The sequence below is a fragment of the Arthrobacter humicola genome (assembly GCF_022803015.1).
GTDB lineage: Bacteria > Actinomycetota > Actinomycetes > Actinomycetales > Micrococcaceae > Arthrobacter > Arthrobacter humicola_A.
The window spans coordinates 15387-39609 of sequence record NZ_JAFKON010000011.1; the positions used below are offsets into that span (position 1 = coordinate 15387).

The 24223-nt window shown below is 68.0% G+C and carries 24 protein-coding genes; 18 read left to right on the forward strand and 6 right to left on the reverse strand.

The genetic code is table 11. From position 1 onward, the window contains the following. Positions 1-33 precede the first annotated feature (33 nt). The 4 genes from rpsO to ARTB_RS18045 all read left to right on the forward strand — a co-directional run bounded on the left by rpsO (position 34) and on the right by ARTB_RS18045 (position 4810). Positions 34-303 (forward strand): 30S ribosomal protein S15, encoded by a 270-nt coding sequence (gene rpsO / locus ARTB_RS18030; RefSeq protein ID WP_018774485.1) that lies wholly within the window; start codon positions 34-36, stop codon positions 301-303. 247 nt (positions 304-550) lie between these two features. Further along, a complete protein-coding gene (locus ARTB_RS18035) occupies positions 551-2800 on the forward strand; it encodes a polyribonucleotide nucleotidyltransferase (RefSeq protein ID WP_243181749.1) in 2250 nt (749 codons plus the stop codon). Between the two features lie 105 nt (positions 2801-2905). Continuing rightward, positions 2906-4255, forward strand: coding sequence for a M16 family metallopeptidase (locus ARTB_RS18040; protein ID WP_243181750.1), 1350 nt, complete (start codon positions 2906-2908; stop codon positions 4253-4255). Between the two features lie 57 nt (positions 4256-4312). Beyond that, on the forward strand, positions 4313-4810 hold the full coding sequence (locus ARTB_RS18045; RefSeq protein ID WP_243181751.1) for a DUF1579 domain-containing protein: 498 nt from the start codon (positions 4313-4315) through the stop codon (positions 4808-4810). A gap of 4 nt (positions 4811-4814) precedes the next feature. On the opposite strand, the gene ARTB_RS18050 is transcribed toward ARTB_RS18045, so the two are convergent. From ARTB_RS18050 to moaA, 3 genes are all read right to left on the reverse strand, one after another. Beyond that, entirely contained in the window at positions 4815-5096 is a 282-nt protein-coding gene (locus ARTB_RS18050; RefSeq protein ID WP_028277204.1) for a hypothetical protein, read from the reverse strand. 103 nt (positions 5097-5199) lie between these two features. Continuing rightward, complete coding sequence (locus ARTB_RS18055) at positions 5200-5466, reverse strand: MoaD/ThiS family protein (protein ID WP_028277205.1); 267 nt, start codon at positions 5464-5466, stop codon at positions 5200-5202. A gap of 7 nt (positions 5467-5473) precedes the next feature. Next, on the reverse strand, positions 5474-6613 hold the full coding sequence (gene moaA / locus ARTB_RS18060) for a GTP 3',8-cyclase MoaA (RefSeq protein ID WP_243181752.1): 1140 nt from the start codon (positions 6611-6613) through the stop codon (positions 5474-5476). A 132-nt stretch (positions 6614-6745) separates the two neighbouring features. On the opposite strand from moaA, the gene ARTB_RS18065 reads away from it, so the two are divergent. From ARTB_RS18065 to ARTB_RS18095, 7 genes are all read left to right on the forward strand, one after another. Beyond that, positions 6746-7486 carry a response regulator transcription factor gene (locus ARTB_RS18065; protein ID WP_243181753.1) on the forward strand — a complete coding sequence of 247 codons (741 nt, stop codon included), beginning with the start codon at positions 6746-6748 and terminating at the stop codon, positions 7484-7486. Next, complete coding sequence (locus ARTB_RS18070) at positions 7473-8840, forward strand: sensor histidine kinase (RefSeq protein WP_243181754.1); 1368 nt, start codon at positions 7473-7475, stop codon at positions 8838-8840. Before ARTB_RS18065 ends, ARTB_RS18070 begins: the two co-directional genes overlap by 14 nt. A gap of 149 nt (positions 8841-8989) precedes the next feature. Beyond that, the gene (locus ARTB_RS18075) at positions 8990-10558 is read left to right on the forward strand and encodes a molybdopterin-dependent oxidoreductase (protein ID WP_243181798.1); all 1569 of its coding nucleotides are present in this window, start codon (positions 8990-8992) and stop codon (positions 10556-10558) included. Between the two features lie 26 nt (positions 10559-10584). After that, positions 10585-11808, forward strand: coding sequence for a molybdopterin molybdotransferase MoeA (locus tag ARTB_RS18080; RefSeq protein WP_243181755.1), 1224 nt, complete (start codon positions 10585-10587; stop codon positions 11806-11808). Further along, positions 11805-12347, forward strand: a complete 543-nt coding sequence (gene moaC, locus ARTB_RS18085) for a cyclic pyranopterin monophosphate synthase MoaC (RefSeq protein ID WP_308197253.1) — start codon at positions 11805-11807, stop codon at positions 12345-12347. Before ARTB_RS18080 ends, moaC begins: the two co-directional genes overlap by 4 nt. Beyond that, positions 12344-12856 carry a MogA/MoaB family molybdenum cofactor biosynthesis protein gene (locus ARTB_RS18090; protein WP_243181756.1) on the forward strand — a complete coding sequence of 171 codons (513 nt, stop codon included), beginning with the start codon at positions 12344-12346 and terminating at the stop codon, positions 12854-12856. Before moaC ends, ARTB_RS18090 begins: the two co-directional genes overlap by 4 nt. Next, positions 12846-13367, forward strand: coding sequence for a molybdenum cofactor biosynthesis protein MoaE (locus ARTB_RS18095; protein ID WP_243181757.1), 522 nt, complete (start codon positions 12846-12848; stop codon positions 13365-13367). Before ARTB_RS18090 ends, ARTB_RS18095 begins: the two co-directional genes overlap by 11 nt. Before the next feature lie 35 nt (positions 13368-13402). Here ARTB_RS18095 and ARTB_RS18100 read toward each other — a convergent pair whose 3' ends face one another. Beyond that, entirely contained in the window at positions 13403-13861 is a 459-nt protein-coding gene (locus ARTB_RS18100) for a Clp protease N-terminal domain-containing protein (RefSeq protein WP_243181758.1), read from the reverse strand. Between the two features lie 9 nt (positions 13862-13870). Then, positions 13871-14074: a helix-turn-helix domain-containing protein gene (locus ARTB_RS18105; RefSeq protein WP_026266610.1), complete on the reverse strand. Its 204-nt coding sequence runs from the start codon at positions 14072-14074 to the stop codon at positions 13871-13873. 205 nt (positions 14075-14279) lie between these two features. On the opposite strand from ARTB_RS18105, the gene dapB reads away from it, so the two are divergent. Together dapB and ARTB_RS18115 are read left to right on the forward strand one after the other, a co-directional pair. Next, positions 14280-15038 carry a 4-hydroxy-tetrahydrodipicolinate reductase gene (gene dapB / locus ARTB_RS18110; protein ID WP_028277216.1) on the forward strand — a complete coding sequence of 253 codons (759 nt, stop codon included), beginning with the start codon at positions 14280-14282 and terminating at the stop codon, positions 15036-15038. 5 nt (positions 15039-15043) lie between these two features. Further along, positions 15044-15526, forward strand: a complete 483-nt coding sequence (locus ARTB_RS18115; RefSeq protein ID WP_028277217.1) for a hypothetical protein — start codon at positions 15044-15046, stop codon at positions 15524-15526. Positions 15527-15594: 68 nt separating this feature from the next. Here ARTB_RS18115 and ARTB_RS18120 read toward each other — a convergent pair whose 3' ends face one another. Next, a complete protein-coding gene (locus tag ARTB_RS18120) occupies positions 15595-16848 on the reverse strand; it encodes a heparan-alpha-glucosaminide N-acetyltransferase domain-containing protein (RefSeq protein WP_439954146.1) in 1254 nt (417 codons plus the stop codon). Positions 16849-16963: 115 nt separating this feature from the next. Between ARTB_RS18120 and ARTB_RS18125 the strand changes: the two genes are divergently transcribed. The 5 genes from ARTB_RS18125 to ARTB_RS18145 all read left to right on the forward strand — a co-directional run bounded on the left by ARTB_RS18125 (position 16964) and on the right by ARTB_RS18145 (position 24202). After that, on the forward strand, positions 16964-17419 hold the full coding sequence (locus ARTB_RS18125) for a hypothetical protein (protein WP_243181760.1): 456 nt from the start codon (positions 16964-16966) through the stop codon (positions 17417-17419). A 9-nt stretch (positions 17420-17428) separates the two neighbouring features. Then, positions 17429-18193, forward strand: coding sequence for a carbon-nitrogen hydrolase family protein (locus ARTB_RS18130; protein ID WP_243181761.1), 765 nt, complete (start codon positions 17429-17431; stop codon positions 18191-18193). A gap of 103 nt (positions 18194-18296) precedes the next feature. Then, positions 18297-19205, forward strand: coding sequence for a 4-hydroxy-tetrahydrodipicolinate synthase (gene dapA, locus ARTB_RS18135; RefSeq protein ID WP_028277221.1), 909 nt, complete (start codon positions 18297-18299; stop codon positions 19203-19205). Between the two features lie 60 nt (positions 19206-19265). After that, positions 19266-20957 carry a ribonuclease J gene (locus ARTB_RS18140; RefSeq protein WP_028277222.1) on the forward strand — a complete coding sequence of 564 codons (1692 nt, stop codon included), beginning with the start codon at positions 19266-19268 and terminating at the stop codon, positions 20955-20957. Between the two features lie 269 nt (positions 20958-21226). Beyond that, a complete protein-coding gene (locus tag ARTB_RS18145; protein ID WP_243181762.1) occupies positions 21227-24202 on the forward strand; it encodes an FtsK/SpoIIIE family DNA translocase in 2976 nt (991 codons plus the stop codon). Positions 24203-24223: the final 21 nt, after the last annotated feature.

The window sequence follows — 24223 nt, forward strand, 5'->3', positions numbered from 1 at the left end:
TTCGGGCCTCACGGCACATCTCTAGGAGTTATTGTGGCACTTGAAGCCGCTGTAAAGCAGTCCATCATCAAGGATTTCGCAACGTCCGAGGGCGACACCGGTTCGCCGGAGGTCCAGGTTGCAGTCCTGACTCAGCGGATCAAGGATCTCACTGAGCACATGAAGGAGCACAAGCACGATTACCACACCCAGCGCGGTCTGCTGGCCATGGTTGGTCGTCGCAAGCGCATGCTCACCTACCTCAAGAACACTGACATCACCCGCTACCGTAAGCTCATCGAGCGCCTCGGCCTGCGTCGCTAGTCAGCTTTAAGGGGCGGCCCCTTCCGGACCGGAAAGGGCCGCCTTCTTCAGGAAAAAACTAAACAGGAGGATCAACCGCATCACGCATTCGCGGTCCTCGGTAGTGATCCCCGGGAACGGCCTCAAGGAATGAGGCCCGGCCCGTGGGTCTCGATCGATGACCGGGTGCAGTGCAGGCCAGTAGACAGATGCTGGACTGGGTTGATGCGGCTGGGCTCCGTGAACCAAGAAACGGAGGTGACTCTCTATGGAGGGTCCCGAAATCCAGTTCTCAGAAGCAATCATTGACAATGGCCGCTTCGGCAAGCGTGTAATCCGCTTTGAAACCGGCCGCCTTGCCAAGCAGGCAGCCGGCGCAGCGATGGTCTACATCGATGAAGAGACCGCGCTGCTGTCCGCAACCACCGCCGGCAAGCACCCGCGTGAAGGTTTCGACTTCTTCCCGCTGACCGTCGACGTCGAAGAGCGTATGTACGCCGCCGGCCGCATCCCGGGCTCGTTCTTCCGCCGCGAAGGCCGTCCCTCCACGGAAGCCATCCTGGCCTGCCGCCTCATGGACCGCCCGCTGCGCCCCGCGTTCGTCAAGGGCCTGCGCAACGAAGTCCAGATCGTCGTCACCGTGCTGTCCATCAACCCGGACGAGCTCTACGACGTCGTCGCGATCAACGCGTCCTCGATGTCCACCCAGCTTTCCGGCCTGCCCTTCTCCGGCCCGATCGGCGGCGTCCGCGTTGCCCTCGTTGCGGACGAGAACGGCTCGCAGTGGGTTGCGTTCCCGAAGCACTCCCAGCTCGAGAACGCCGTCTTCAACATGGTCGTCGCCGGCCGCATCGCCGGTGACGACGTCGCCATCATGATGGTTGAAGCCGAAGCCACCGACAACTCCTGGAACCTCATCAAGGAACAGGGCGCCACCGCCCCGACCGAAGAGGTTGTCTCCGAGGGCCTCGAGGCTGCCAAGCCGTTCATCAAGGCGCTCTGCGAAGCACAGTCCGACCTGGCAGCCCGCGCCGCCAAGCCGACCGTCGAGTTCCCGGTCTTCCTGGACTACCAGGACGACGTCTACGCCGCCGTGGAGTCCGCTGCCGCCGAGAAGCTGGCCGCTGTCTTCCAGATCGCCGACAAGCAGGAACGCGACACCGCGTCCGACGAGCTCAAGGACGAGGTCACCTCTTCCCTGGCCGGCCAGTTCGAAGGCCGCGAGAAGGAGCTGTCCGCAGCCTTCCGCTCCGTCACCAAGCAGGTTGTGCGCCAGCGCATCCTCAAGGACCAGATCCGCATCGACGGCCGCGGCCTGACGGACATCCGCCAGCTCACCGCCGAGGTTGAGGTTCTGCCCCGCGTCCACGGCTCGGCCATCTTCGAACGCGGCGAGACCCAGATCATGGGTGTCACCACGCTGAACATGCTCAAGATGGAACAGCAGATCGACTCGCTGTCTCCCGTGACGCGCAAGCGCTACATGCACAACTACAACTTCCCGCCGTACTCCACCGGCGAGACCGGCCGCGTCGGTTCCCCGAAGCGCCGCGAAATCGGCCACGGTGCCCTCGCAGAGCGCGCCATCATGCCGGTGCTGCCGTCCCGCGAGGAATTCCCCTACGCCATCCGCCAGGTGTCTGAGGCTCTCAGCTCCAACGGTTCGACGTCGATGGGTTCCGTCTGCGCCTCCACGCTGTCCCTGCTGAACGCAGGCGTGCCGCTGAAGGCTGCTGTTGCCGGTATCGCCATGGGCCTGGTCTCCGACCAGGTCGACGGCCAGACCCGTTACGCCGCCCTGACCGATATCCTCGGCGCCGAAGATGCCTTCGGTGACATGGACTTCAAGGTTGCCGGTACTTCCGAGTTCGTCACGGCCATCCAGCTGGACACGAAGCTCGACGGCATCCCGGCCTCGGTTCTGGCCGCCGCCCTGAAGCAGGCCCGCGAAGCCCGCCTGCACATCCTGGACGTCCTGAACTCCGCGATCGACACCCCGGACGAGCTCTCCGAGTTCGCGCCGCGCGTCATCGCGGTCAAGATCCCGGTTGACAAGATCGGCGAGGTCATCGGCCCGAAGGGCAAGATGATCAACCAGATCCAGGAAGACACCGGAGCCGACATCTCGATCGAGGACGACGGAACTGTCTACATTGGCGCCACCAACGGCCCGTCTGCCGACGCAGCACGGTCCGCGATCAACGCCATCGCCAACCCGCAGATCCCGGAAATCGGTGAGCGCTACCTGGGCACGGTCGTCAAGACCACCACCTTCGGCGCCTTCGTTTCCCTGACCCCGGGCAAGGACGGCCTCCTGCACATCTCCGAGCTGCGCAAGATCGCCGGCGGCAAGCGCGTGGACAACGTCGACGACGTCGTCTCCGTGGGCCAGAAGATCCAGGTGGAAATCACCAAGATCGACGATCGCGGAAAGCTGTCCCTCTCGCCCGTAGTGGCTGAGGAGGCTGGCGCGGAAAACGCTGACGACGCCGAGGTCTCCGCGGACGCCGCAGAGTAGTCTCTCCTGAGTCAAAAAGCGGGGCCGGTGGATCAACCACCGGCCCCGCTGCTGTTAAAGGTAGGATGGCAGGCAGATTTGGCATGTGTTCAATGAAAGGCCTTGATGACTGTCGTCCCCCTGCCGCTAGAGCAGAACCAGCACGCTGACACCCTGATCCACGGCGCCGACGGCGGCTCCGAGGTGCGACGCTCGGTCCTGCCCGGCGGCGTCCGCGTCCTCACCGAAGCGATGCCGGGCCAGCGCTCTGCCACGATCGGTTTCTGGGTCGGCGTCGGCTCCCGCGACGAGGCTCCCGGCCAACACGGCTCAACGCACTTCCTGGAGCACCTGCTCTTCAAGGGCACCAAGCGCCGCACCGCGCTGGAGATCGCCTCGGCCTTCGACGAGGTCGGCGGGGAATCCAATGCGGCCACCGCGAAGGAGAGCACCTGCTACTTCGCCCGCGTGCTGGACACGGACCTTCCCATGGCGATCGACGTCATCGCGGACATGATCACCGGCGCGGTCCTGGACCCGCAGGAGATGGAGCAGGAGCGGGACGTCATCCTCGAGGAAATCGCCATGGACAGCGACGATCCCACCGACGTCGCGCACGAGAACTTCGTGGCCGCCGTGCTGGGAACGCACCCGCTGGGCCGCCCCATCGGCGGCACGCCGGCAGCCATCCGTGCCGTGGCGCGCGACTCGGTGTGGGACCACTACCGCCGCTACTACCGTCCCGACGAGCTCGTGGTCACCGCAGCCGGCGGCCTGGACCACGACGTCGTCTGCGGGCTCGTGGTGGATGCCCTGCACTCCGCCGGCTGGAACCTTGAGGCCGCGGCCGCCCCCGTGCAGCGCCGCTCCACCGAACGTGCATCGATCACCGGCACGGCCGGCCTGCATGTGGTCAAGAGGCAGGTGGAGCAGGCCAACATCATTATGGGTTGCCCGTCGCTGGTCGCCACCGACGGCCGCCGCTTTGTGATGAGTGTGCTCAACGCCGTCCTCGGCGGCGGCATGTCCTCCCGCCTCTTCCAGGAGGTCCGGGAAAAGCGCGGACTTGTCTACTCGACCTACTCTTTCGCGTCCTCCTACGCCGATGCCGGCTATTTCGGCATGTACGCCGGATGCACCCCGTCGAAGGTCCGGCAGGTCATTGATCTGCTGGGCGCCGAGCTCGACAAGCTGGCTGCCGACGGCATCTCAGACGAGGAGCTCCGCAAGGCGGAGGGACAGCTGTGCGGCGGAATCGTGCTGGCGCTGGAGGACACCGGTTCCCGGATGTCCCGGCTGGGCCGCGCGGAACTGGTGTCCGGCGAGTACCAGGACATCGATGAGACCCTCCGCCAGATCAAGGCCGTCACAGCCGCGGAGGTCCAGGAGCTCGCCCGTGAGCTCGCGGCAGCCCCGCGGACCGTCACGGTGGTCGGGCCGTTCGAGGAAAGCGAGACGTTCGGACTCCTGGCCTAGACATTCCAACTGGCGCGGCGTCATGATGGTGGCGGGGTCACTCGGGAGGAACTCCATATGGGAGAAACTGTGGACCGGCCGCTGCCAGGCAGTGCATGCGAGGCGCTTGAGGCTTTTCTGGGCCATTGGACGGGGACCACGCACTGGGAGGCAACCGCGTGGGGTCCGGCGCGCACCGCGGACACCGAGATGATCTTTTCCCGGGCAGCCGCCGGGCTTGCCGTCACCCAGAGCTACCGGCACACGGATGCGGACGGGACCCGGTCCGAAGGCCACGGTGTCTTCACGACGGACCCGGACCATCCCGAGGCCTTCTGGTACCACGTCAACAGCTTGGGGTTGCCGCCCGAGGGACCCGCGCGCGCCAGCATGGAAGGCGGCACCTTGACCGTGGAACGCCGGAGTGACCGCGGCACCGCACGGCACACCTTCCGCGTGGACGACGGTGAACTGACTCACGCCGCCGGTCTCCGCCTGGGCAGGGCGAGCGACTTCACGCCCTTCATGACCACCGTGTGCCGTCGCGTCGCTGAGGGCGCCTCCGTCCCGGTGTGAGGTCTCAGGATGCGGCTTCGAGGATCCGGGTCTTTGGAGCCCCTTGTAGGGCCGGGGCGGCGTCGGCGGAGTTCCAGACCTTCGCCTGAAGATTGGCCAACAAGGCTTCCGCCTGCTCGCGTTGGTCGAAGTCCAACTCGACCACCACATAGTGCGGGTCGTCCACCGGGCGGCTGATCCGGTACGCAGTGACACCAGAGGCCGCCCGGTTCACCGGATCACGGTCGAAGGCGGTCTTCCACATGCCAAAATCCTTGATCCTGTGCTCAATCTGCAGTGTGAACATGGCGCTCTCCTGATTGTTTGTCGCCTGCCGCGGGGTAGTCCACACTCTAGGACCGGTCCGGTCCACGCGATAGCCCAGGAATCCGGGCCCAGCTGTGCTGTGCCTACCCGCCGGCGAACGGCGGCAGCACGTCGACGACGTCGGCCGGCTTGAGCGACGCGGCATGGTCCCGCACGGCAACTTCGTTGAGCAGGAAGCTGGAGCGGGAAAGGATGCGGGCCAGCGGCGGCGTACCGGCCGGCGGTTCGGGGCGCTCGACGGCGAGGATCGCCTCGAGCAGCGAGGCGAGGGTGTCGCCGTCGGCGAGGTCGTAGCGTTCTTCATCCACGCCGGCGGCAGCGCGTGCGGCAGCGAAGTAGCGTACATTCACGAAAAAATCAGCCTCCGATGGCGCTCATGCTGCGGTCCGGCTGGACGAAGTCGGGCGCGTCGAGGCCCACATGGTCCATGCCGTGGGCCTTGGGCTTGATCCACATGGCATCCTGCCAGCGTTCGGCGAGCTGTTCGTCGCTGGCACCCTCGCGCAGCAGCCCCAGCAGATCCACTTCCTCGCGTGAGAACAGGCAACTCATGATCTTGCCCTCGGCGGTGATGCGCGTCCGGCGGCAGTCCGAGCAGAACGGCTCCGTGACGGAAGCGATGATGCCCACAGTGCCGAGCAGAGGGCCGGTGGCGCGGTCGGTGCCGGGAACCCGGGCCCGGACTTCGAACCGTTCCGCCGGGGCGCCGTCGCGGTCCCGCGGGTCGGAACTGAGCACGTAGTCGACCGAGAGCAATTCGCGGATCTCCGCGGCGGTGATCATGTTCCGACGGGTCCAGCCGTGGTCCGCGTCGAGCGGCATCTGTTCGATGAAGCGCAGTTCATAGCCGCGGTCCAGTGCCCAGGCCAGGAGGGCCGGTGACTCGGCGTCGTTGATCCCGCGCATGAGTACAGCGTTGAGCTTGACCGGGCCCAGGCCTGCGGCCCAGGCGGCGTCGACGCCGGCGAGGACCCTGTCCAGGAAGGGCCGGCGGGTCAGCTTGGCAAAGGTTTCTTCATGCAGGGAGTCCAGCGAGACGTTGATTCTGGTCAGTCCCGCGGCTTTGAGTCCGGCGGCCTTCTTGTCCAGGCCGACGGCGTTGGTGGTCATCGAGATTGGCAGGTCGGGGTGGGCCTGGCGGAGCGCGGCGATGATCTGCAGCAGGTCCGCCCGCACCAGGGGCTCGCCGCCGGTCAGCCGCAATTCGCGCACGCCGAGCATATCGACGCCTATCCGCACGATCCGGACGATTTCCTCCGCGGACATCACCGCCTGTTTGGACAGCCATTCCAAGCCCTCGGCCGGCATGCAATAGGTGCAACGCAGATTGCACTTGTCCGTCAGTGAGAGGCGCATGTCCGTGGCACGGCGGCCGTAGCGATCCACGAGCCCGGCAGGCAGGCCCTCCGGACGCCCGGACAGCGCGGCGGCAGCAGGAATTCCCGCTCCGGGACTGCCTGCCGCGCGGGGCTGGGGCATACCCAGTTGAACTGTCATAGAGTCAGGCTACGCCACCTCGCTGCCCACGTCACAGCCGCATGACGGCACGGATATTACAGATTCGGGAACGATGTCCCGCGGGGGTCCGGAGCCCTGCCCGGACCGTGGCGGCGAACCTATGCTGGAAGCGTGAACAAGACCCAGCCGGCCCCGGACGCAACGGAGTACCGGCGCATCCTTCTCGTCGAGGACGAACCGACCATCGCCGGAGTGGTCCGGGACTACCTCGTCCAGGCGGGATACCAGGTGGTCCTCGCCGCCGACGGGTTCACGGCCCTGCGCCTTGCGGCCGAACGCCGCCCGGACCTCGTCCTGCTGGACCGGATGCTGCCGGGCCTGGACGGTGTGGAAGTCTGCCGCCGGCTCCGTGCCGCACACAGTGTCCCGGTCATCATGCTCACTGCCCTCGGAACGGAAGACGACCAGATCCTCGGCCTGGAAGCCGGCGCGGACGACTACGTCACCAAGCCATTCTCGCCCCGCGAGCTGGTGCTGCGGGTCCGGTCGGTCCTGCGCAGGAGCATTCCCGAATTCAGCCCGGAGCCCTCCGTCGAAGTAGGCGGTTTCGACCTCAACCCGGCCGCCCGCACCGTCTCACGCCACGGCACGCCCCTGGCGCTGACGGCCCGGGAGTTCGACCTGCTGGCCTTCATGCTCCGCCGTCCCCGGCAGGTCTTCAGCCGCGAGGAACTCATGAAAGCGGTCTGGGGCTGGGACTACGGGGACCTGTCCACTGTCACGGTGCACGTGCGGAGGCTGCGGGAGAAGATCGAGGACGACCCCACCCGCCCCTCCGTCCTGAAAACGGTCTGGGGCGTGGGGTACCGGCTGGACCCCAGCGATGAGGAGTCCGCCGATGCAGACCTCTGAACTCCTGACCATCATCGGCTGGGCCGTGGCCTGGGGAGCCTTGATCGGGGCCGCGTCGCTGCTCATCCTGAAATCCCTGCGCCGGGCCTCGTTCGCGGTCCAGATCTGTGTGGTGGTGCTCGCCGCCGTGGCGGTCCTGACGGCCGGAATGGTCAGCGCCTTCAACGCCATGTTCATCTCGGCCCGGGACCTCGAAGTGATGTGGTACGTCCTGGCCGTGGCGTCCGCCGTGGCTGTTTCGATCGCGCTCGTGCTCGGAGCGAGGGTCTCGCGGAACGCCAAGGCGCTGGTCGAGGCTGCCCGGAGCATCGGCCGCGGCGAGAGCCCCGGGATCCAGTCCCCGGTGATGAGCCACGAACTTGCCGCCCTCGCCGCCGAGCTCGAATCCAGCAGCCGGATGCTGGAGGCCTCCCGGCAGCGTGAGGCTGCGGTAGAGAACGCCCGCCGCGAACTGGTCAGCTGGATCTCCCACGACCTGCGGACGCCGCTGGCGAGCATGCGCGCCATGACCGAGGCCCTGGAAGACGGGATGGCCGCGGATGTTCCCGGCTATTACCGCAAACTCATCGCGCAGACCGACCTCATGGCCGGCATGGTCAACGACCTCCTGGAACTGTCGAAGATCCATGCCGGAACGATGCGGCTCAAGGCCGAGCCGTTGGACCTGTACGACCTCGCCAGCGACGCCATTGCCGACCTCGCCGCGCTGGCGGAGCAGCACGGCATTACGCTCGACGGCGGCGGCCAACGGGAAAGCCTGGCCCTCGCCGACGGCCCCTCGATGGGACGTGCCATCCGGAACGTCGTGCTCAACGCGATCGTCCACAGCAGACCCGGCTCCAGGGTCACCGTGGAAGTCGGCCGGGACGGTGACCGGGCCGTCGTCGCGGTCACCGACGGCTGCGGCGGGATCCCGGAAGCGGACCTCCCGCATGTGTTCGAAACCGGCTGGCAGAAGGACCCGGCGCGGCGGCAGGCCGGCCGTTGGGCCGCCCCGGACGACGGACTGGACGGTATGGCCCCTGATGGCGCGGCCCCGGGCGACGGCTTCCGGGTGCCCGGGCCGGATGAGCCGGCGGGCGTCATGCGCTACAGCGGCGCCGGCCTTGGCCTGAGCATCGTCGCCGGAATCGTCAGTGCCCATCAAGGCACCGTCACCGTGGAGAACGTCGACGGCGGATGCCGGTTCTCGCTGCTGCTCCCCGGCCAGGGAGCAGCCGGCCAGGAGCCGGGTGGCAGCCACGGCACTTCTGCCGGGGGAGCATCAGCCCCGGCGGCAGCAGCCCAGGGCACACACAACAGGATTCCGCGCGACGCGGTAGAGGAAAAACTCCGGACGGGACGGGCACAGTGAGCAGCGGCGTCGGCTTTGACGGGCAGGGGAAGGAAACCGGCGGCACACTCGCCGGCAGGGAACAGCAGCATACGGAACCGGGAGTCCGGCAGCGGCAGTCCCGGGACCTGTGGGCCGCCGGGGCCGGACTGGTGGCCGTGGGGGCGGCGGTGGTCCTCGGTGAACTCACGGCCAGCCTGGTGAGCCCCACGGTGTCTCCGGTGACGGCCGTCGGCGGGGTCGTGATCGACACCGTCCCGCCGGGCGTCAAGGAGTGGGCCATTTCCTTGTTCGGCACGGCGGACAAGGTGGCGCTGCTAGGCGGCATGGCACTGGTCATCGCCGCGCTCGCGGCGCTCTCCGGAGTCCTCGAAGTGCGGCGCCGTTTCGCCGGGGTGATTCTCATCGCGGTGTTCGGCGCGGTAGGGCTCGTGGCCGTGCTGAGCCGGGCCGACCTGACCGCCAACGCCATCCCCGTCCCGGTGCTGGTGGCACTGGTGGGGATCGCGCTGTTGCGGTGGCTCATCCGGAAACTGTTGGAGTGGCAACCCGATGCCGGCCGGCGGCCGGCGGTGGCGTCCGGCCCGTCGGAAACACCACCGGTTGAGCCGGCCCCGCAGGACGCCCCTGCCGCGGCGCGTGCAGATGCCACAGCCAACGACGCCGGGCCCGCCCGGCGCCGGTTCCTGTTGGCGCTGGGCGGGACAGCCGCGGTTGCCGCCGTCGCCGGTGTGCTCGCCTCCACCCTCAGGGGAGCTGCCGCCGTCGTCAGCGAAGTGCGCAGCAAGCTGGTCCTCCCCGTGCCCGCCGCTCCCGCGCCGCCCATCCCGGCCGGCGCCGAGATCCGGCTGGACGGGCTGGGCCCGCTCGTAACGCCGAACAGGGATTTCTACCGGATCGACACCGCCCTGCGCGTTCCCCTGGTGGACCCGGCGGAATGGACGCTGAAAGTCACGGGCCTGGTGGAACGGGAGATTGAGCTCGACTACGCCACCCTCCTGGCCAAACCCCTGACGGAACGGCACGTGACCATCGCCTGCGTCTCCAACGAGGTCGGCGGGGACCTGATCGGCAGTGCCCGCTGGCTCGGCTGGCCGGTGCGCGAACTGCTCGCCATGGCCGGCCCCAAGCCCGGGGCGGACATGGTGCTCTCCCGGAGCACGGACGGCTGGACGGCAGGGACCCCGCTGGAGGCCCTCACGGACAACCGCGACGCGCTGCTGGCCGTCGCCATGAACGGGGAACCGCTCCCGCTCGAACATGGATTCCCCGTCCGGATGATCGTGCCCGGGCTGTACGGCTACGTCTCCGCCACGAAGTGGGTCACCGAACTCAAAGTGACCCGGTACGCGGACGACGTCGCCTACTGGACGCCCCGCGGCTGGAGCGAGCGCGGCCCCATCAAGACATCGTCCCGCATTGACGTGCCGCGCGACGGGGCCAACGTGAAGGGCGGGACGGTTGTCTTCGGCGGCGTCGCGTGGGCCCAGCACACGGGCATCGGCAAGGTGGAGCTGCGGGTCAACCGCGGCGACTGGCATCAGGCCGAGCTGGCCCCCGGCATCTCCAAGGACACCTGGTACCAGTGGAAGCTGGCCCTGCCGCTGGAGCCGGGGCAATATGAGGTCCAGGTCCGGGCCACAGCCCTCGACGGCGTGCCGCAGGCCGAGGAATCCGCCCCGGTCGCGCCGAACGGAGCCACGGGTTACCACACGGTTAGAGTTGACGTGAAGTCCTAGCGAGCCGAGCAGAGGTCAGGAAACGCATGCACCGCACCGAGACAAGGCATGTCAGCGTTCAAGCGCACCGGGACAAGGTGCGGGCCCTGCTGGCCCCCCTGCGCACCGAGGGGCGGGTGGAACGGCTCCCGCTGCTCGAAGCCCTGGGCCGGGGGCTCGCCGCCGACATCCTGGCACCGCTGGACCTTCCCCCCTTCGCCAACTCGCAGATGGACGGCTTCGCGGTCCGCAGCGCCGACGTGCCCGACGGCGGCAGGGAACTTCGCGTCGTCGCGCCCGTCCCGGCCGGTGCCGCACCGGCGAAACTGGCCGCCGGCACGGCCGCCCCGATCATGACCGGCGCGATGATGCCGGCCGGGGCCGACGCCGTCGTTCCCATCGAGCAGGCCGTGCCCGATTCCTTCCCGGTGCCGGGGGAGCCCGCCACGGTCCACCTGCCGGCCACCGCCGCCGGAACGTTCGTGCGCGACGCCGGCAGCGACATCCGCTCCGGCGAGCCCGCCCTCGGCGCGGGGACCTTCCTCGGCCCCGGCCAGCTGGGACTGCTGGCGGCGATGGGCTACACGGAGGTGCCCGTCCATCCCTCCCTCCGGGTCCTCCTGGTCACCACCGGCGACGAGGTGGTGGAACCGGGCAGCCCGCTGGGACCGGGCAAGATCTTCGACTCCAACGGCACGCTGCTCGAGTCCTCCATGCGCCAGGCCGGGCTCCAGGTCACACGGACCGGCGTCTCCATGGACCAGCCGGATGAGCTCGCCGCCTTGCTGCGCCGACATGCCCCCGCCGTGGACCTGATCGTCACCACCGGCGGCGTCAGCAAAGGTGCCTACGAGGTGGTCCGGCAGGCAATGGCCGGACACGACGTCGAATTCGGCGCCGTGGCGATGCAGCCGGGCGGCCCGCAGGGGATCGGCAGCTTCGACGGCGTCCCGGTGCTGGGGTTCCCGGGTAATCCGGTGAGCTGCCTCGTGTCCTTTGAAATGTTCCTGCGCCCGGTCCTCACAGAGCTGTTCGGCGCCCCGGCGCCCCGGCCCGCCGTCCGCGCGCGCCTCGCCGAACCGCTGACCTCACCGGCGGGCAAGCACCAGGTGCGGCGCGGCACGCTGGCTCCGGACGGCACGGTCAGGCTGGAGGGCGGCGCGGGATCCCACCTGGTCCATGCCCTGGCCCGTTCCAACGCCCTGGTCCACGTGCCAGAGGGAACAGCGGCGCTCGCAGCGGGCGACGAAGTGGAAGTATGGATCCTGTGAATGATGTAGAAAACCCTGAAGCGTATGCCACACCAGCGGACAACGGCGAAGCGGACAAAAGAGCAGTGGGCAACACCCGCCTGACCCACCTCCGTCACGACGGCACGGCCCAAATGGTGGATGTGTCCAACAAGGCGCAGTCCACCCGGGAAGCCACGGCCACCGCGACCGTCCGCAGCACGGCCGAGGTTCTGTCCCTCCTCGGCGGCGGTGAGCTCCCGAAGGGCGACGCCCTGGCCGTAGCCCGCATCGCCGGGATCATGGCGGCCAAGAAGACGCCGGACCTGATCCCGTTGTGCCACCCGCTGCCGATCGCCAAGGTCACCATCGACTTTGAGCTCGACACCGACGCCGTGACAATTTTCGCCACGGTCAAGACACGCGGCGTCACCGGGGTCGAGATGGAAGCCCTGACTGCGGCGACGGTCGCGGCACTGAGCGTGTACGACATGATCAAGGCCGTGGACAAGCACGCGGTCCTGACCGATATCAAGGTGCTCGCCAAAAGCGGCGGCAAGAGCGGGGACTGGACCCTATGAACATGCCCGAACCCCACCGCCACGGCGAAGCCATGGGCCGGAAGGCCGGTGTCGTGATCGCCTCCACCCGGGCGGCCTCCGGTGTCTATGAGGACCTCACGGGCCCTGTCATCATCGATTGGCTCACCGAGCACGGCTTCGAGCCGTTCCCCGCCATGGTAGTGCCGGACGGGGCGCCGGTCGGGGCCGCGCTGAGGGCCCTGCTGAGCCAGCAGCCGGCCGTCATCATCACCAGCGGCGGCACCGGGCTGAGCCCCACGGACGCAACGCCGGAGCAGACGCTGCCCCTGCTGGATCGGGAAATCCCGGGCATCATGGAGGGCATCCGGACCGCCGGAACGGCCAAGACTCCGATGGCCATGCTCAGCCGGGGCCACGCGGGCGCAGCCGGACAGACGTTCATCGTGAACCTGCCCGGATCCCCGAAAGGCGTGATGGACGGCCTGGCCGTGCTGGATCCCATCCTTGGACACCTTTGCGACCAACTGGAAGGCAGCCATGGGCACTGATACCGGATTTGAAATCGTGCAGGCCGTGCTGAGCGCCGAACCCATCTCGGTGGAGCAGGCCATCGCGGCGGTGGAGTCGGACACGGCAGGAGCGGTGGTCAGCTTCAGCGGCGTCGTCCGCAACCACGACGGCGGCAAGCAGGTCTCCCGGCTCAGCTACAGCGCCCACCCGACGGCGCACCAGGTGATGGCCGACGTCGTCGCCGGGCTTGTGGCGGAGCACTCGGGCCCGGCCGGGGATGCCGCGCCCGGCGGATCTCCGGAAGACGCCGCCGGCGGCGCCGGCGCCACCCAGGACGGGCGGCAGCCGGTGCGGATCTGGGCGGCCCACAGGATCGGCATGCTGGAGATCGGCGATCCGGCCCTGGTGTGCGCCGTCTCGGCGGCCCACCGCGGCCAGGCCTTCGCCGTATGTGCAGAACTCGTCGACCGGATCAAGGCCCAGGTGCCGATCTGGAAGGAACAGTTTTTCGCCGACGGCACTGTGGAGTGGGTCGGCGCCGGCGAGTAGAGGCAGTGGTGACCGGGCAGGAAAAAGGCTCCCGATCAGGAGGAAAGAACCCTGCGCCGGACCACCGCCCGGTCGACCCCCAGTTCCTTGAGCAGCACGGCTGCCGGATCGTGTTCCTCGCAGTCCAGCAGCGACAGCAGCAGATTCGCGGTGGTGATCTGTCGTGACTTCTGGTCCATGGCGTACCGAAGCATGCCTTCCATTACCGACCGGGCGCCCGAACTGAAGGGCGGCTTCTTCCCCCGGCTGGGCATGGGTACGCGCTCAAAGCCGTGGGCATCTATACCGATTGACGCGAGTGCCGTGCGGTCAAGCCTCGCCGCCGCGGCCCGAGCCTGATCGAGCGTGACACCCAGAAGGCCGGCGGGACCAGGATCGTGGAGCGCCCCCAGCAGCAAATGATCCGTGCCCAGCCGCTTGTCGCCGCTGCAGCGGGCCTCGTCCATGGCGAAGCCAACGATTTTTCGGGTGTCGTCGGCAAATCGTTCAAACATGGCTTGATCTCACTCTCGGTATTTTGCGTGGACGGACTGCCGTGAGACGCCCAGGGCGTCACCGATCTGCTCCCACGTCCATCCCTGCTGTCGGGCCGCTCTGACCTGCGCTGCCTCGACCTGTTCTGCCAGGCGATGGAGGGCGCCGACCGCCCGCAGGCCGACGGCGGGGTCGAGTGAATGAATATGCGCGGACAGGTCGTCAGTCTCCATGTCTGTCAGTTTAGATTGACAGGCTCAGGGCGTCAATCCAGCCTGACAGGCCTGGGTCGGCGTGTGACCCATCGAGCCGGCGGGCCGGGCCCTGCGGAACGTTGCTCACGCCGCGTGGCGGGCAGGCTGTCGCCCCCGACGGCGGCCCTGTAACCAAGCGCCGCCGGTTCCGGAACGCAGCGGCCCCGGCGGTAGGGTTGATGGCATGACCGAACAACTCTCCGTCGCCGTGCTGGGCGCCAGCGGGCGCATGGGCGCAGAGGCCGTGAAGGCCATCGACGCCGCCGCGGACCTGACGCTCGTCGCGGCCCTTGGCCGCAACGACCCCCTCGACTCCCTTGTCAGCTCCGGCGCGCAGATCGTGGTGGACCTGACCGTCCCCGAAAGCACCGAGGCGAACGTTCGCTTCGCCGTCGAGCACGGCATGCACGCCGTGGTCGGCACCACCGGCTGGGATACCGGCCGGCTCGCGGGCCTGGAAGAACTCCTCGCCAACCGGCCCGGCGTCGGCGTCCTGATCGCCCCGAACTTCGCCCTCGGCTCCGTCCTGGCCTCCGCCTTCGCCGCCAAGGCGTCCAAATACTTCGAATCCGTAGAAATTATTGAGCTGCACCACCCGGACAAGGTCGACGCGCCCTCCGGCACGGCCGTGCGCACGGCACAGCTGATCTCGGCCGAGCGCTCCGAGGCTGGCGTGCCGTCCAGCCCGGACGCCACCACCTCGGAACTCGCCGGTGCCCGCGGCACCGACGTCGACGGCATCCGGGTCCACAGTGTCCGGCTGGCCGGTCTTGTCGCGCACCAGGAGGTCCTGCTGGGCGGCCCGGGGGAGCAGCTGACCATCCGCCACGACTCCTTCGACCGTGCGTCCTTCATGCCCGGGGTGCTGCTGGGGATCCGCAGCGTCGCCGCTCACCCCGGTCTCACCGTGGGTCTCGACGGCTACCTGGACCTGGGACTCTGAGCCCGATGTCCGCTGCCTTGACTGCCCTGAAAGCGAACCGCACCAAGATCTGGGTGGGGGCCGTCACCCTGCTGCTCGTGTTTTACCTGGTGGTGTCCCTGCAACGTTCCGTGCTCCTGATGTCCGATCCCAGCCTCGTGGCGAAGGCGATCGGCGTCGCCTACCTGGTGCTGCCGGTCATCGGGGCCTGGGCCCTGATCCGGGAACTGCTGTTTGGTGCCCGCACTGAGCGGTTGGCAAAGATCCTCGAAGCCGAGGGAGGCCTGCCGGAGGACACGCTGCCGCGCACGCCCGCCGGCCGGATCATCCGCGAAGCCGCCGACGCCGAATTTGAGAAGTACCGCGCCGAAGCCGAAGCCGCCCCGGAGGACTGGCGTTCCTGGTTCCGGCTCAGCTGTGCGTACGATGCTGCCGGAGACCGCAAGCGCGCCCGCGCCTCAATGCGCGACGCCGTGCGGATGTTCCGCGCCGGGGTGCAGAAGAACTAGCCGGACACCGTTTGCCGGGCCGCGCAGGGCCCGGCTGCGGAACTCAGCGTCAGATCCGGCGGCGGAACTTAGCGCACGCGTCGAGGCCGGCGGACTTGGGCCTGCTGGTGGCGGCCGGCCTGGCTGGCCGCATGGGTCGCCCACTCCAGCGGCCCGCGCCACGCCATGGCCGCGAAGACTCCGCCGGCCACCAGCATCCCGACAGCCTGCGCGAAGTACACACCCTCCACGGTCCAGCCCGGCATCAACGGCTGGTCGTGCAGGGCGGCCATGATGTACAGGTGAGCCGTGTAGAGGCTCAACGTCATGGCCCCGGCTCCGCGCAGCGGCAGCAGCAGATCCAGTTCCAGCCAGTCGCCCAGCCGGCCCAGCAGCAGGCACAGGCCGATCACGGCGGCAGCGGCCCCCGAGGTGTGCAACAGATCCAGCGTGGTGCCGGAGTGCGGTGCACTCGTGGCCAGCCACCACACTGAGCCTGACTGGTCGATGCCGGCCAGGTTGACCTGCAGCAGGCTCTCCAGCGGGTAGGCGGGATCGCCGATGTGCGCCTGAAGGGCCTGCCTGCCGCCCCAGTCCTCCAACGTGAGAGTCCCCAGCCACTTGCACATGACGGCCACCACCGTGCCGGCAACAACGAGCAGGAATGGCACGGCCGCTTTCCACAGCGCCATCCGGCCGATCACCAGCCCTACGAGGAGATAAGCGATCCACTGCAGGACAGGGTAGTAGCCCGTGAGAAAGAGGTCGCCCAGCAGCCTGGCCGGGGCGGTCAGATCCTCCCAGCTTGGATTGTGCCCCAGCCGCAGGGGCGGATCGGCGGACAGCAGCCACGGCCGCAGGAGGTAGGCCAGGGCGGGGGCAGCCAGTATCCAGAGGACCGCGAGTGCGGCCAGGCGTTTCAGCCCAAGCCCGACAAAGGGCAGCACACACAGGAACAGCAGGGCGTAGTGGACCAGAATTATCGCGATGTTGACTTCCAGCCCGCCCAGGGAGAGCCCGACGGCACCGATCACGAGCGCCCGCAAGGCGATGCCTCTGCGGGCACCCCGCAGTTCGGCGCCCTCAAGCGGCTGCTGTTTCCCCGTGGACAAGGCGAGTCCGACTCCGGCCAACACGGCGAACAGCGCGGCTGCCCGTCCGGAAAACGCCAGGCCGATCCAGGTGGGCGTGAGCTGCGGGTCCGGCTCAAAGGTTGCCAGCACGTGGGTGGCCATCATGGCCAGCAGGGCCAGGCCGCGCGCGGCGTCGATACCGGCCAGCCGGACGCCGGGGGGAGTGCCCCGGACGGTCCGGGAAGCCGTAGTCATTCCGCGCGCCGTCATCATCTGATCGTCTCACGATCGGTCCGGTGACCGTCTCATCTTCGGCCTGCCCGCAGCCCCGATCCTTCTCCGGGCATCCCTTGTATTCGAATATATGTTCGAATACGATGGGCGCATGAACGACGCCCCAGAGCCAGCCTTCCTGAAGCCCGAATTCACCGGCCGGGATTCCACAAGCCGACAATTTCCGGGCCCGGATCCGTCGGGCCCGCAATGGACCAGCGCGACGCCTGGCGGAAGAACAAAGCGTGGCGAGCCGGCGGCCGGTGTCCTCAAAGCCATGAGCCCGGGCGTGGTGGACTTCCTCTTCCGGCGCTTGGTCGCCGGGGAGCCGGCCGAGGACGTCCAGTGGGGGAAGGAGGGGGCGGCGCTGGCCGCGGTACCGCCGGGAGCTGAGCTGGCGCGGCGGCTGGCCGAGACGGACCTCGATGCCCTCACTCCAACCGAATTGTTCGACTACGTGCGGGCGGCCCAACGTCTGGCCGCCTGGGCGGAGGCCCTTCGCGAAACCGCCGTCGGGCGCTACTGCTCGGCACCTTCGGCTCCCTCCGGCGAAAGAGGGAGTGCATAGGATGGCAGGGTGACCACTGGCTCAATCACCGCGCTGACGCTGTCCGCCGTCCAATACCAGGCCCTGGATGGTGGCGTTGCCGCCAACGTGCCCGAGCACATCCGGCTGATCGAAGACGCCGAGTCGCATGGAGCCCGGCTTGTCATCTTTCCCGAACTCTCGCTGACGGGATACCGGCTGGACCTGCTGGACGGACCCGGGGAGTGGCTGAGCGCGGCTGACCGGCGGCTGGACGGCATCCGGGAAATCTGCCGGCGCACCGGAATAACCGCCGTCGTCGGTGCCGCGTTCAAAGACGCGGACGGTATGCCGCGGCTGGCCGCCCTCGCGGTCCATCCGACAGGCTCCATCGAGACCAGCTTCAAAACGCACCTGCACGGACCGGAGCAGGATCTCTTCGTGGCCGGCAGCAATCCCGCGGTCCTGGAGATCGACGGCTGGAAGGTCGCCCTGGCGATCTGCTTCGACGCAGCCCGCCCGGGCCATGCGGAATGGGCCGCGGACGCCGGGGCGGACATCTATGCCGTCTCGGCCCTCTACACGGCCGGCGAAGACCACCGGCTGGCACTGCATCTCGGCGCCCGGGCCATGGACAACCGGATGTTCTCCGTCCTGGCGAACCTGGCGGGCGCCACGCCGCTCGGCCCTTCGTGTGGCCTGAGCGGGTTCTGGGGTCCTGACGGGCTCCCGCTCCGGCAGGCGGCCGGCACCGGCACCGAGGTGCTGACCGCGAGTCTCCAATACAGTGTGCTGGCGCGGTTTCGGCGGCCCTGAGTCCGGCCGGACCGCCGAAACGTGACGCACGGCCGCCGAGTTTGACGTTCGTCACACCGCCGCCATTGTCCTAACATGCCGCAGACAAGGTAACGTTTTTCATATGGCTGACTCTGATATTCGCTCTTACACGTTCGGGACCCTCGTGACTGCCATGGTCACGCCTTTCACATCGGACGGTGAGGTCGACTACCGGCAGTCGGCGGAACTGGCGAGCAAGCTCGTCGACGACGGCAATGACGCCCTCGTGATCTCCGGCACGACGGGTGAGACCTCCACGCTCGAGGACGACGAAAAAGAGAAGCTCTTCCGCGTCATCGTCGAGGCCGTGGGCGACCGCGCCAAGGTCATCGCCGGAACCGGGACCAACCACACCTCGCACTCGATCGAGATGGCCAAGCGCGCCGCCAAGGCCGGAGCGCACGGCCAGCTGATCGTCACGCCGTATTACAACAAGCCCAGCCAGGCCGGTATCCAGGCGCACGTCGAGGCCGTGGCCGACGCCGCCGACCTCCCCGTCATGGTCTACGACATCCCCGGCCGCGCCGGAGTGCCCATCCTGCCCGAGACCATGATCCGGCTCGCCGACCACCCCAGGATCGTCGCCCTCAAGGATGCCAAGGCCGACTTCAACGCCGTCACGCGCGTCCTGGCGAACACCGATCTTGATGTCTACTCAGGCGACGACGGCCTCACGCTGCCATGGATGGCCGCCGGCGCCGTCGGGCTGGTCAGCGTCTCCGCGCACGTCGCGACACGGCAATTCCGTGCGCTGATCGATGCCGCACTTGCAGGCGATTTTGCTACCGCCCGCACCCTACATTTCGAACTGGACCCCGTGGTCCGCGCAGTGATGACCCACATTCAGGGTGCTGTCGCTGCCAAGCAGGTTCTTAAGTGGCAGGGAGTCCTGCCCAACTCGGTTGTCCGTTTGCCCCTCGTGGAGCCGGGCGAGGCCGAGATCGCAACCATCCGCGAGGATTTGGCGGAAGCGGGGATGGTCTTTTCCTGATCGGGAGCCAATCCTGACGGTTAAGAACCAGCCCGGCTTCAGCCTGGAAAGTAGTGCACTATGACCCAAACCGCCCTTCCCGGCCTTGTCACGCCGCCCCGCCTCCCGAAGAACACCCTGCGGATCGTACCGCTCGGCGGAATCGGGGAAATCGGTCGAAACATGACCGTTTTCGAGATCGATGGCAAGCTCCTCATCGTTGACTGCGGCGTCCTCTTCCCCGAAGAGACCCAGCCCGGCGTCGACCTCATCCTGCCGGACTTCTCCTACATCGAGAACCGTCTCCAGGACATCGTCGCGGTAGTCCTGACCCACGGTCACGAGGACCACATCGGCGCCGTCCCCTACCTCCTGCGCCTGCGCGCCGACATCCCCATCGTCGGTTCACAGCTGACACTGGCCCTCATCGAGGCCAAGCTGCAGGAACACCGGATCAAGCCGAACACGAAGATCGTCGTCGAGGGCCAGGTCGAGAAGTACGGGCCCTTCGAATGCGAGTTCATCGCCGTCAACCACTCCATCCCGGACGCCCTGGCCGTGTTCCTCCGCACCTCGGGCGGCACCGTCCTGCACACCGGTGACTTCAAGATGGACCAGCTGCCGCTGGATGGCCGCATCACCGACCTCCGGCACTTCGCCAAGCTGGGCGAAGAAGGCGTGGACCTGTTCATGTCGGATTCGACCAACGCCGACGTCCCGGGGTTCACCACCGCCGAGAAGGAAATCGGACCCACCCTGGACCGGCTGTTCGGGCAGGCCTCCAAGCGCATCATCGTCGCCTCCTTCTCCTCCCACGTGCACCGCGTCCAGCAGGTTCTCGATGCCGCCGCCAACCACAACCGCAAGGTTGCCTTCGTGGGCCGCTCCATGGTCCGGAACATGGCCATCGCCGCGAAACTGGGCTACCTGGAGGTCCCGGCCGGGATCCTGGTCGACATCAAGAACATCGACAACCTGCCGGACAACCGGGTTGTGCTGATGTCCACCGGCTCCCAGGGCGAGCCCATGGCCGCCCTGTCCCGCATGGCCAACGGCGACCACCGCGTCGTCGTCGGCGAGGGCGACACCGTCATCCTTGCGTCCAGCCTGATCCCGGGCAACGAAAACGCCGTCTTCCGCATCATCAACGGACTGCTGAAGCTCGGCGCCGACGTCATCCACAAGGGCAACGCCAAGGTGCACGTCTCCGGCCACGCTGCCGCCGGCGAACTGCTGTACTGCTACAACATCCTTGAGCCGCTCAACGCCATGCCGGTGCACGGCGAAACCCGCCACCTCATCGCCAACGGCAAGATCGCCCTCGAATCCGGCGTGCCGGAGGAAAGCATCCTGCTCGCGGACAACGGCAGCGTGATCGACCTGCGCGACCACCAGGCCGACATCGTGGGCCAGGTCGAGGTCGGATTCGTCTACGTCGACGGCTCCAGCGTCGGCGAGGTCACCGAAGCAGACCTCAAGGACCGCCAGACCCTCGGCGATGAAGGCTTCATCTCCATCATCACGGTCATCCACCGTGCCACCGGCAAGGTGGTGTCCGGGCCGGAAATCCACGCCCGCGGCGTGGCGGAGGACGATTCCGTCTTCGACGAGATCATCCCCAAGATCAATGAGGCCCTCGAAGAAGCCGTGCTGAACCGCACGGACCACACGACGCACCAGCTGCAGCAGGTCGTCCGCCGGGTCGTCGGCACGTGGGTCAACCGCAAGCTCCGCCGCAAGCCCATGATCATCCCGGTGGTCCTTGAGGCGTAAGCCTCAGGTGGTTCACCGGGCGTAAGCCTCAGGTGGTTCACCGGGCGTAAGCCTCAGGTGGTTCACCGGGCGTAAGCCTCAGGTGGTTCACCGGGCGTAAGCCCTTCACACCGCCCGGCGCATGCCTGGTCAACGGCCTTCCCGGCCAACCCGCGGCCTGAGCGCCGCGGGAGGCGGGGGAGGCCGTTCCCGTTGGCGTTGGCGGCAACATGATCCCGGACGCCCGGAAATTCGGGGTTTTCGGCCCGGCATCCGGTACCGTGGCGGGTATGGCGACTCGTACTTCTTCCGCGCCTAGAGGAAACTCAAGCGGCAAATCAGGCAGTTCTCCCGGCCGGGGGTCCCGTCCCGCCGCATCCAAATCCGCCCGGCCGCGGGGAGCCGCAGGTGGCACCGCAGGTAGAACCACAGCCACCGCGCGGACCCGGCAGTTGGCCGTTGTTGAGCCGCACCAGCCCTGGGTGGTGAGGGTGCTGGCCGGTGCCTGGCTGGGCATCGCCCACGTGATCGGCGCCGGCATCCGGCGGGTCGGCCACGACGTCAGCGACCTCGCCCCCGAGGACCGCCGCGACGGCGCCGCCCTGTTCAACCTGGCCCTGGGAGTCTTCGTTGCCACCTTCGCGTGGTGGGGGTTCCAGGGCTGGCTCCCTGACCTCGTGTTTGCGATCGTCAACGGCACGTTCGGCTGGATGGCCCTGCTGCTGCCGCTCATGCTGTTCGTGTGCGCCTTCCGCCTGTTCCGCCAGCCCGACGACGGCCGCGGCAACAACCGGGTAGGCATCGGTTTCCTCATCATGACGTTCGCCGGTTCCGGGCTGGCCCACATCATTGGCGGCCAGCCGACCGTCGCCGACGGCTTCGATGGCCTGCGCCGGGCCGGCGGCATGCTCGGCTACCTCGCCGCCGCCCCGCTGGCCGCCGTGCACACCGCCGTCCCCGTCGCGGTCTACGGCCTGCTGGCCTTCACCTCCCTGCTGATCGTCACCGCCACGCCCTTCGGCGCGATCCCTGGCCGCCTGCGCGACGCCTACGAGCACCTGATGGGCATCGACCTGCAGGACGGCGACGGCGGCGACCGCCACGACCGCAGCTACCTGTACGAGAACGACGCACCGGCCCCGCCCCGGAAGAAGCGCAAGCGCCTCTTCGGCAAGGACCACGACGACGAGTCCGGCCTGGAAGGCTACGTCGGCGACGAGGCCTTCGAACGCGCCCTCATCGCAGATGAGGAAGCGGCCGACGCACCTCCGGCCAAGGGCACGCGGGGCAAGGCGCGCTCTGGCGTCGCAGCCGACGCCGCGCCCGACGTCGCGCCCGGCGTCCGCCGTCCCACCCAGGCCGAGATCGCCGTCGAAAAGATCAAAGCCGCCCAGGGCCTCGGCACGGCAGGATCCGCCGGCGCTGCGGCGGAGTCCAGCGGCGATGCCACGGAGGCCATCCCGCTGGTCACTCCGGGGATGGTGGCCGCGGGATCGCTCAATGCCGCCGCTGCGGCCGCCAAAGTCCCCTCCAACCCGGTCGCGCCCGCACCGCTGCCCACCCCGATTCCGCAGCGCACCGAGCAGCTTTCCCTGGCCGGCGATGTCACCTACACCTTGCCGGCGTCGGACGTGCTGACACCCGGTTCCATCCCCAAAGAACGCACCGAGGCCAACGACGCGATTGTCGCCTCGCTCACCGAGACCCTCAACCAGTTCAACGTGGAGGCGCAGGTCACCGGCTTCAGCCGCGGCCCCACCGTGACCCGCTACGAAATCGAACTGTCCCCGGGCACCAAGGTGGAACGGGTCACCGCCCTGTCCAAGAACATCTCCTATGCCGTGGCCAGCTCGGATGTGCGCATCCTGAGCCCCATCCCGGGCAAGTCGGCCATCGGCATCGAAATCCCCAACACGGACCGCGAAACCGTGTCCCTGGGCGACGTGCTCCGCAGCCAGAACGCCCGTCGCACCGACCACCCCATGGTCATGGGGGTCGGCAAGGACGTCGAGGGCGGGTACGTCGTGGCCAACCTGGCCAAGATGCCGCACCTGCTCGTGGCCGGCGCCACCGGTGCCGGCAAGTCCTCGTTCGTGAACTCGATGATCACCTCGATCCTGATGCGGGCCACCCCGGACGAGGTCCGGATGGTCATGGTGGACCCCAAACGCGTGGAACTCACGGCCTACGAGGGGGTCCCGCACCTCATCACCCCGATCATCACCAACCCGAAGAAGGCGGCCGAGGCCCTGCAGTGGGTGGTCCGGGAAATGGATGCCCGCTATGACGACCTCGCCAATTACGGCTTCAAGCACATCGATGACTTCAACAAGGCTGTCCGGGCCGGCAAGGTCCACCCGCCGGTGGATTCCAAGCGCGTCATCAAGCCGTACCCGTACCTGCTGGTCATCGTGGACGAACTCGCCGACCTCATGATGGTTGCCCCGCGCGACGTTGAAGACTCGATTGTCCGCATCACGCAGCTGGCCCGTGCGGCCGGCATCCACCTGGTCCTGGCCACCCAGCGCCCGTCGGTCGACGTCGTGACCGGCCTGATCAAGGCCAACGTGCCCTCCCGCATGGCCTTCGCCACCTCCTCTGTCACCGACTCCCGGGTGGTCCTGGACCAGCCGGGCGCCGAGAAACTCATCGGCCAGGGCGATGCCTTGTTCCTGCCGATGGGGGCCTCCAAGGCCATGCGTGTCCAGGGTGCCTGGGTCACCGAGTCCGAGATCCACAAGGTCGTCGAGCACGTCAAGGGCCAGCTCAAGGCCGTTTACCGTGATGACGTCGCGCCCGAGGCGCAGAAGAAGCAGATCGATGACGACATCGGGGACGATCTCGAGGTCCTGCTCCAGGCAACCGAGCTCGTGGTCACCACCCAGTTCGGCTCTACCTCGATGCTCCAGCGCAAGCTCCGCGTCGGCTTCGCGAAGGCCGGCCGCCTCATGGACCTGCTCGAGTCCAGGGGTGTGGTGGGGCCCTCCGAAGGTTCCAAGGCGCGCGACGTGCTGGTCAAGCCCGATGACCTCGCCGCCGTGCTGGCCGCGATGAAGGGCCAGGACGGTCCGGTGTCCGCCGACTCGCAGACCGCGGCGCTGAGCGATAACGCCAACGCGAACATCGCCCAGGGCGGTTACGCCGAGGACCTCGTGGCGGCGGACCTGGAGAACCGCACCCAGGCGATCGACTACCATGACGGCGCCGACGGCGGTTCCGGCGACGAGGACGGCTCAGAGGACGCCTGGTCGCTCACCGGCCGGTAGCGCAGAAGGTAGCCTAGGAAG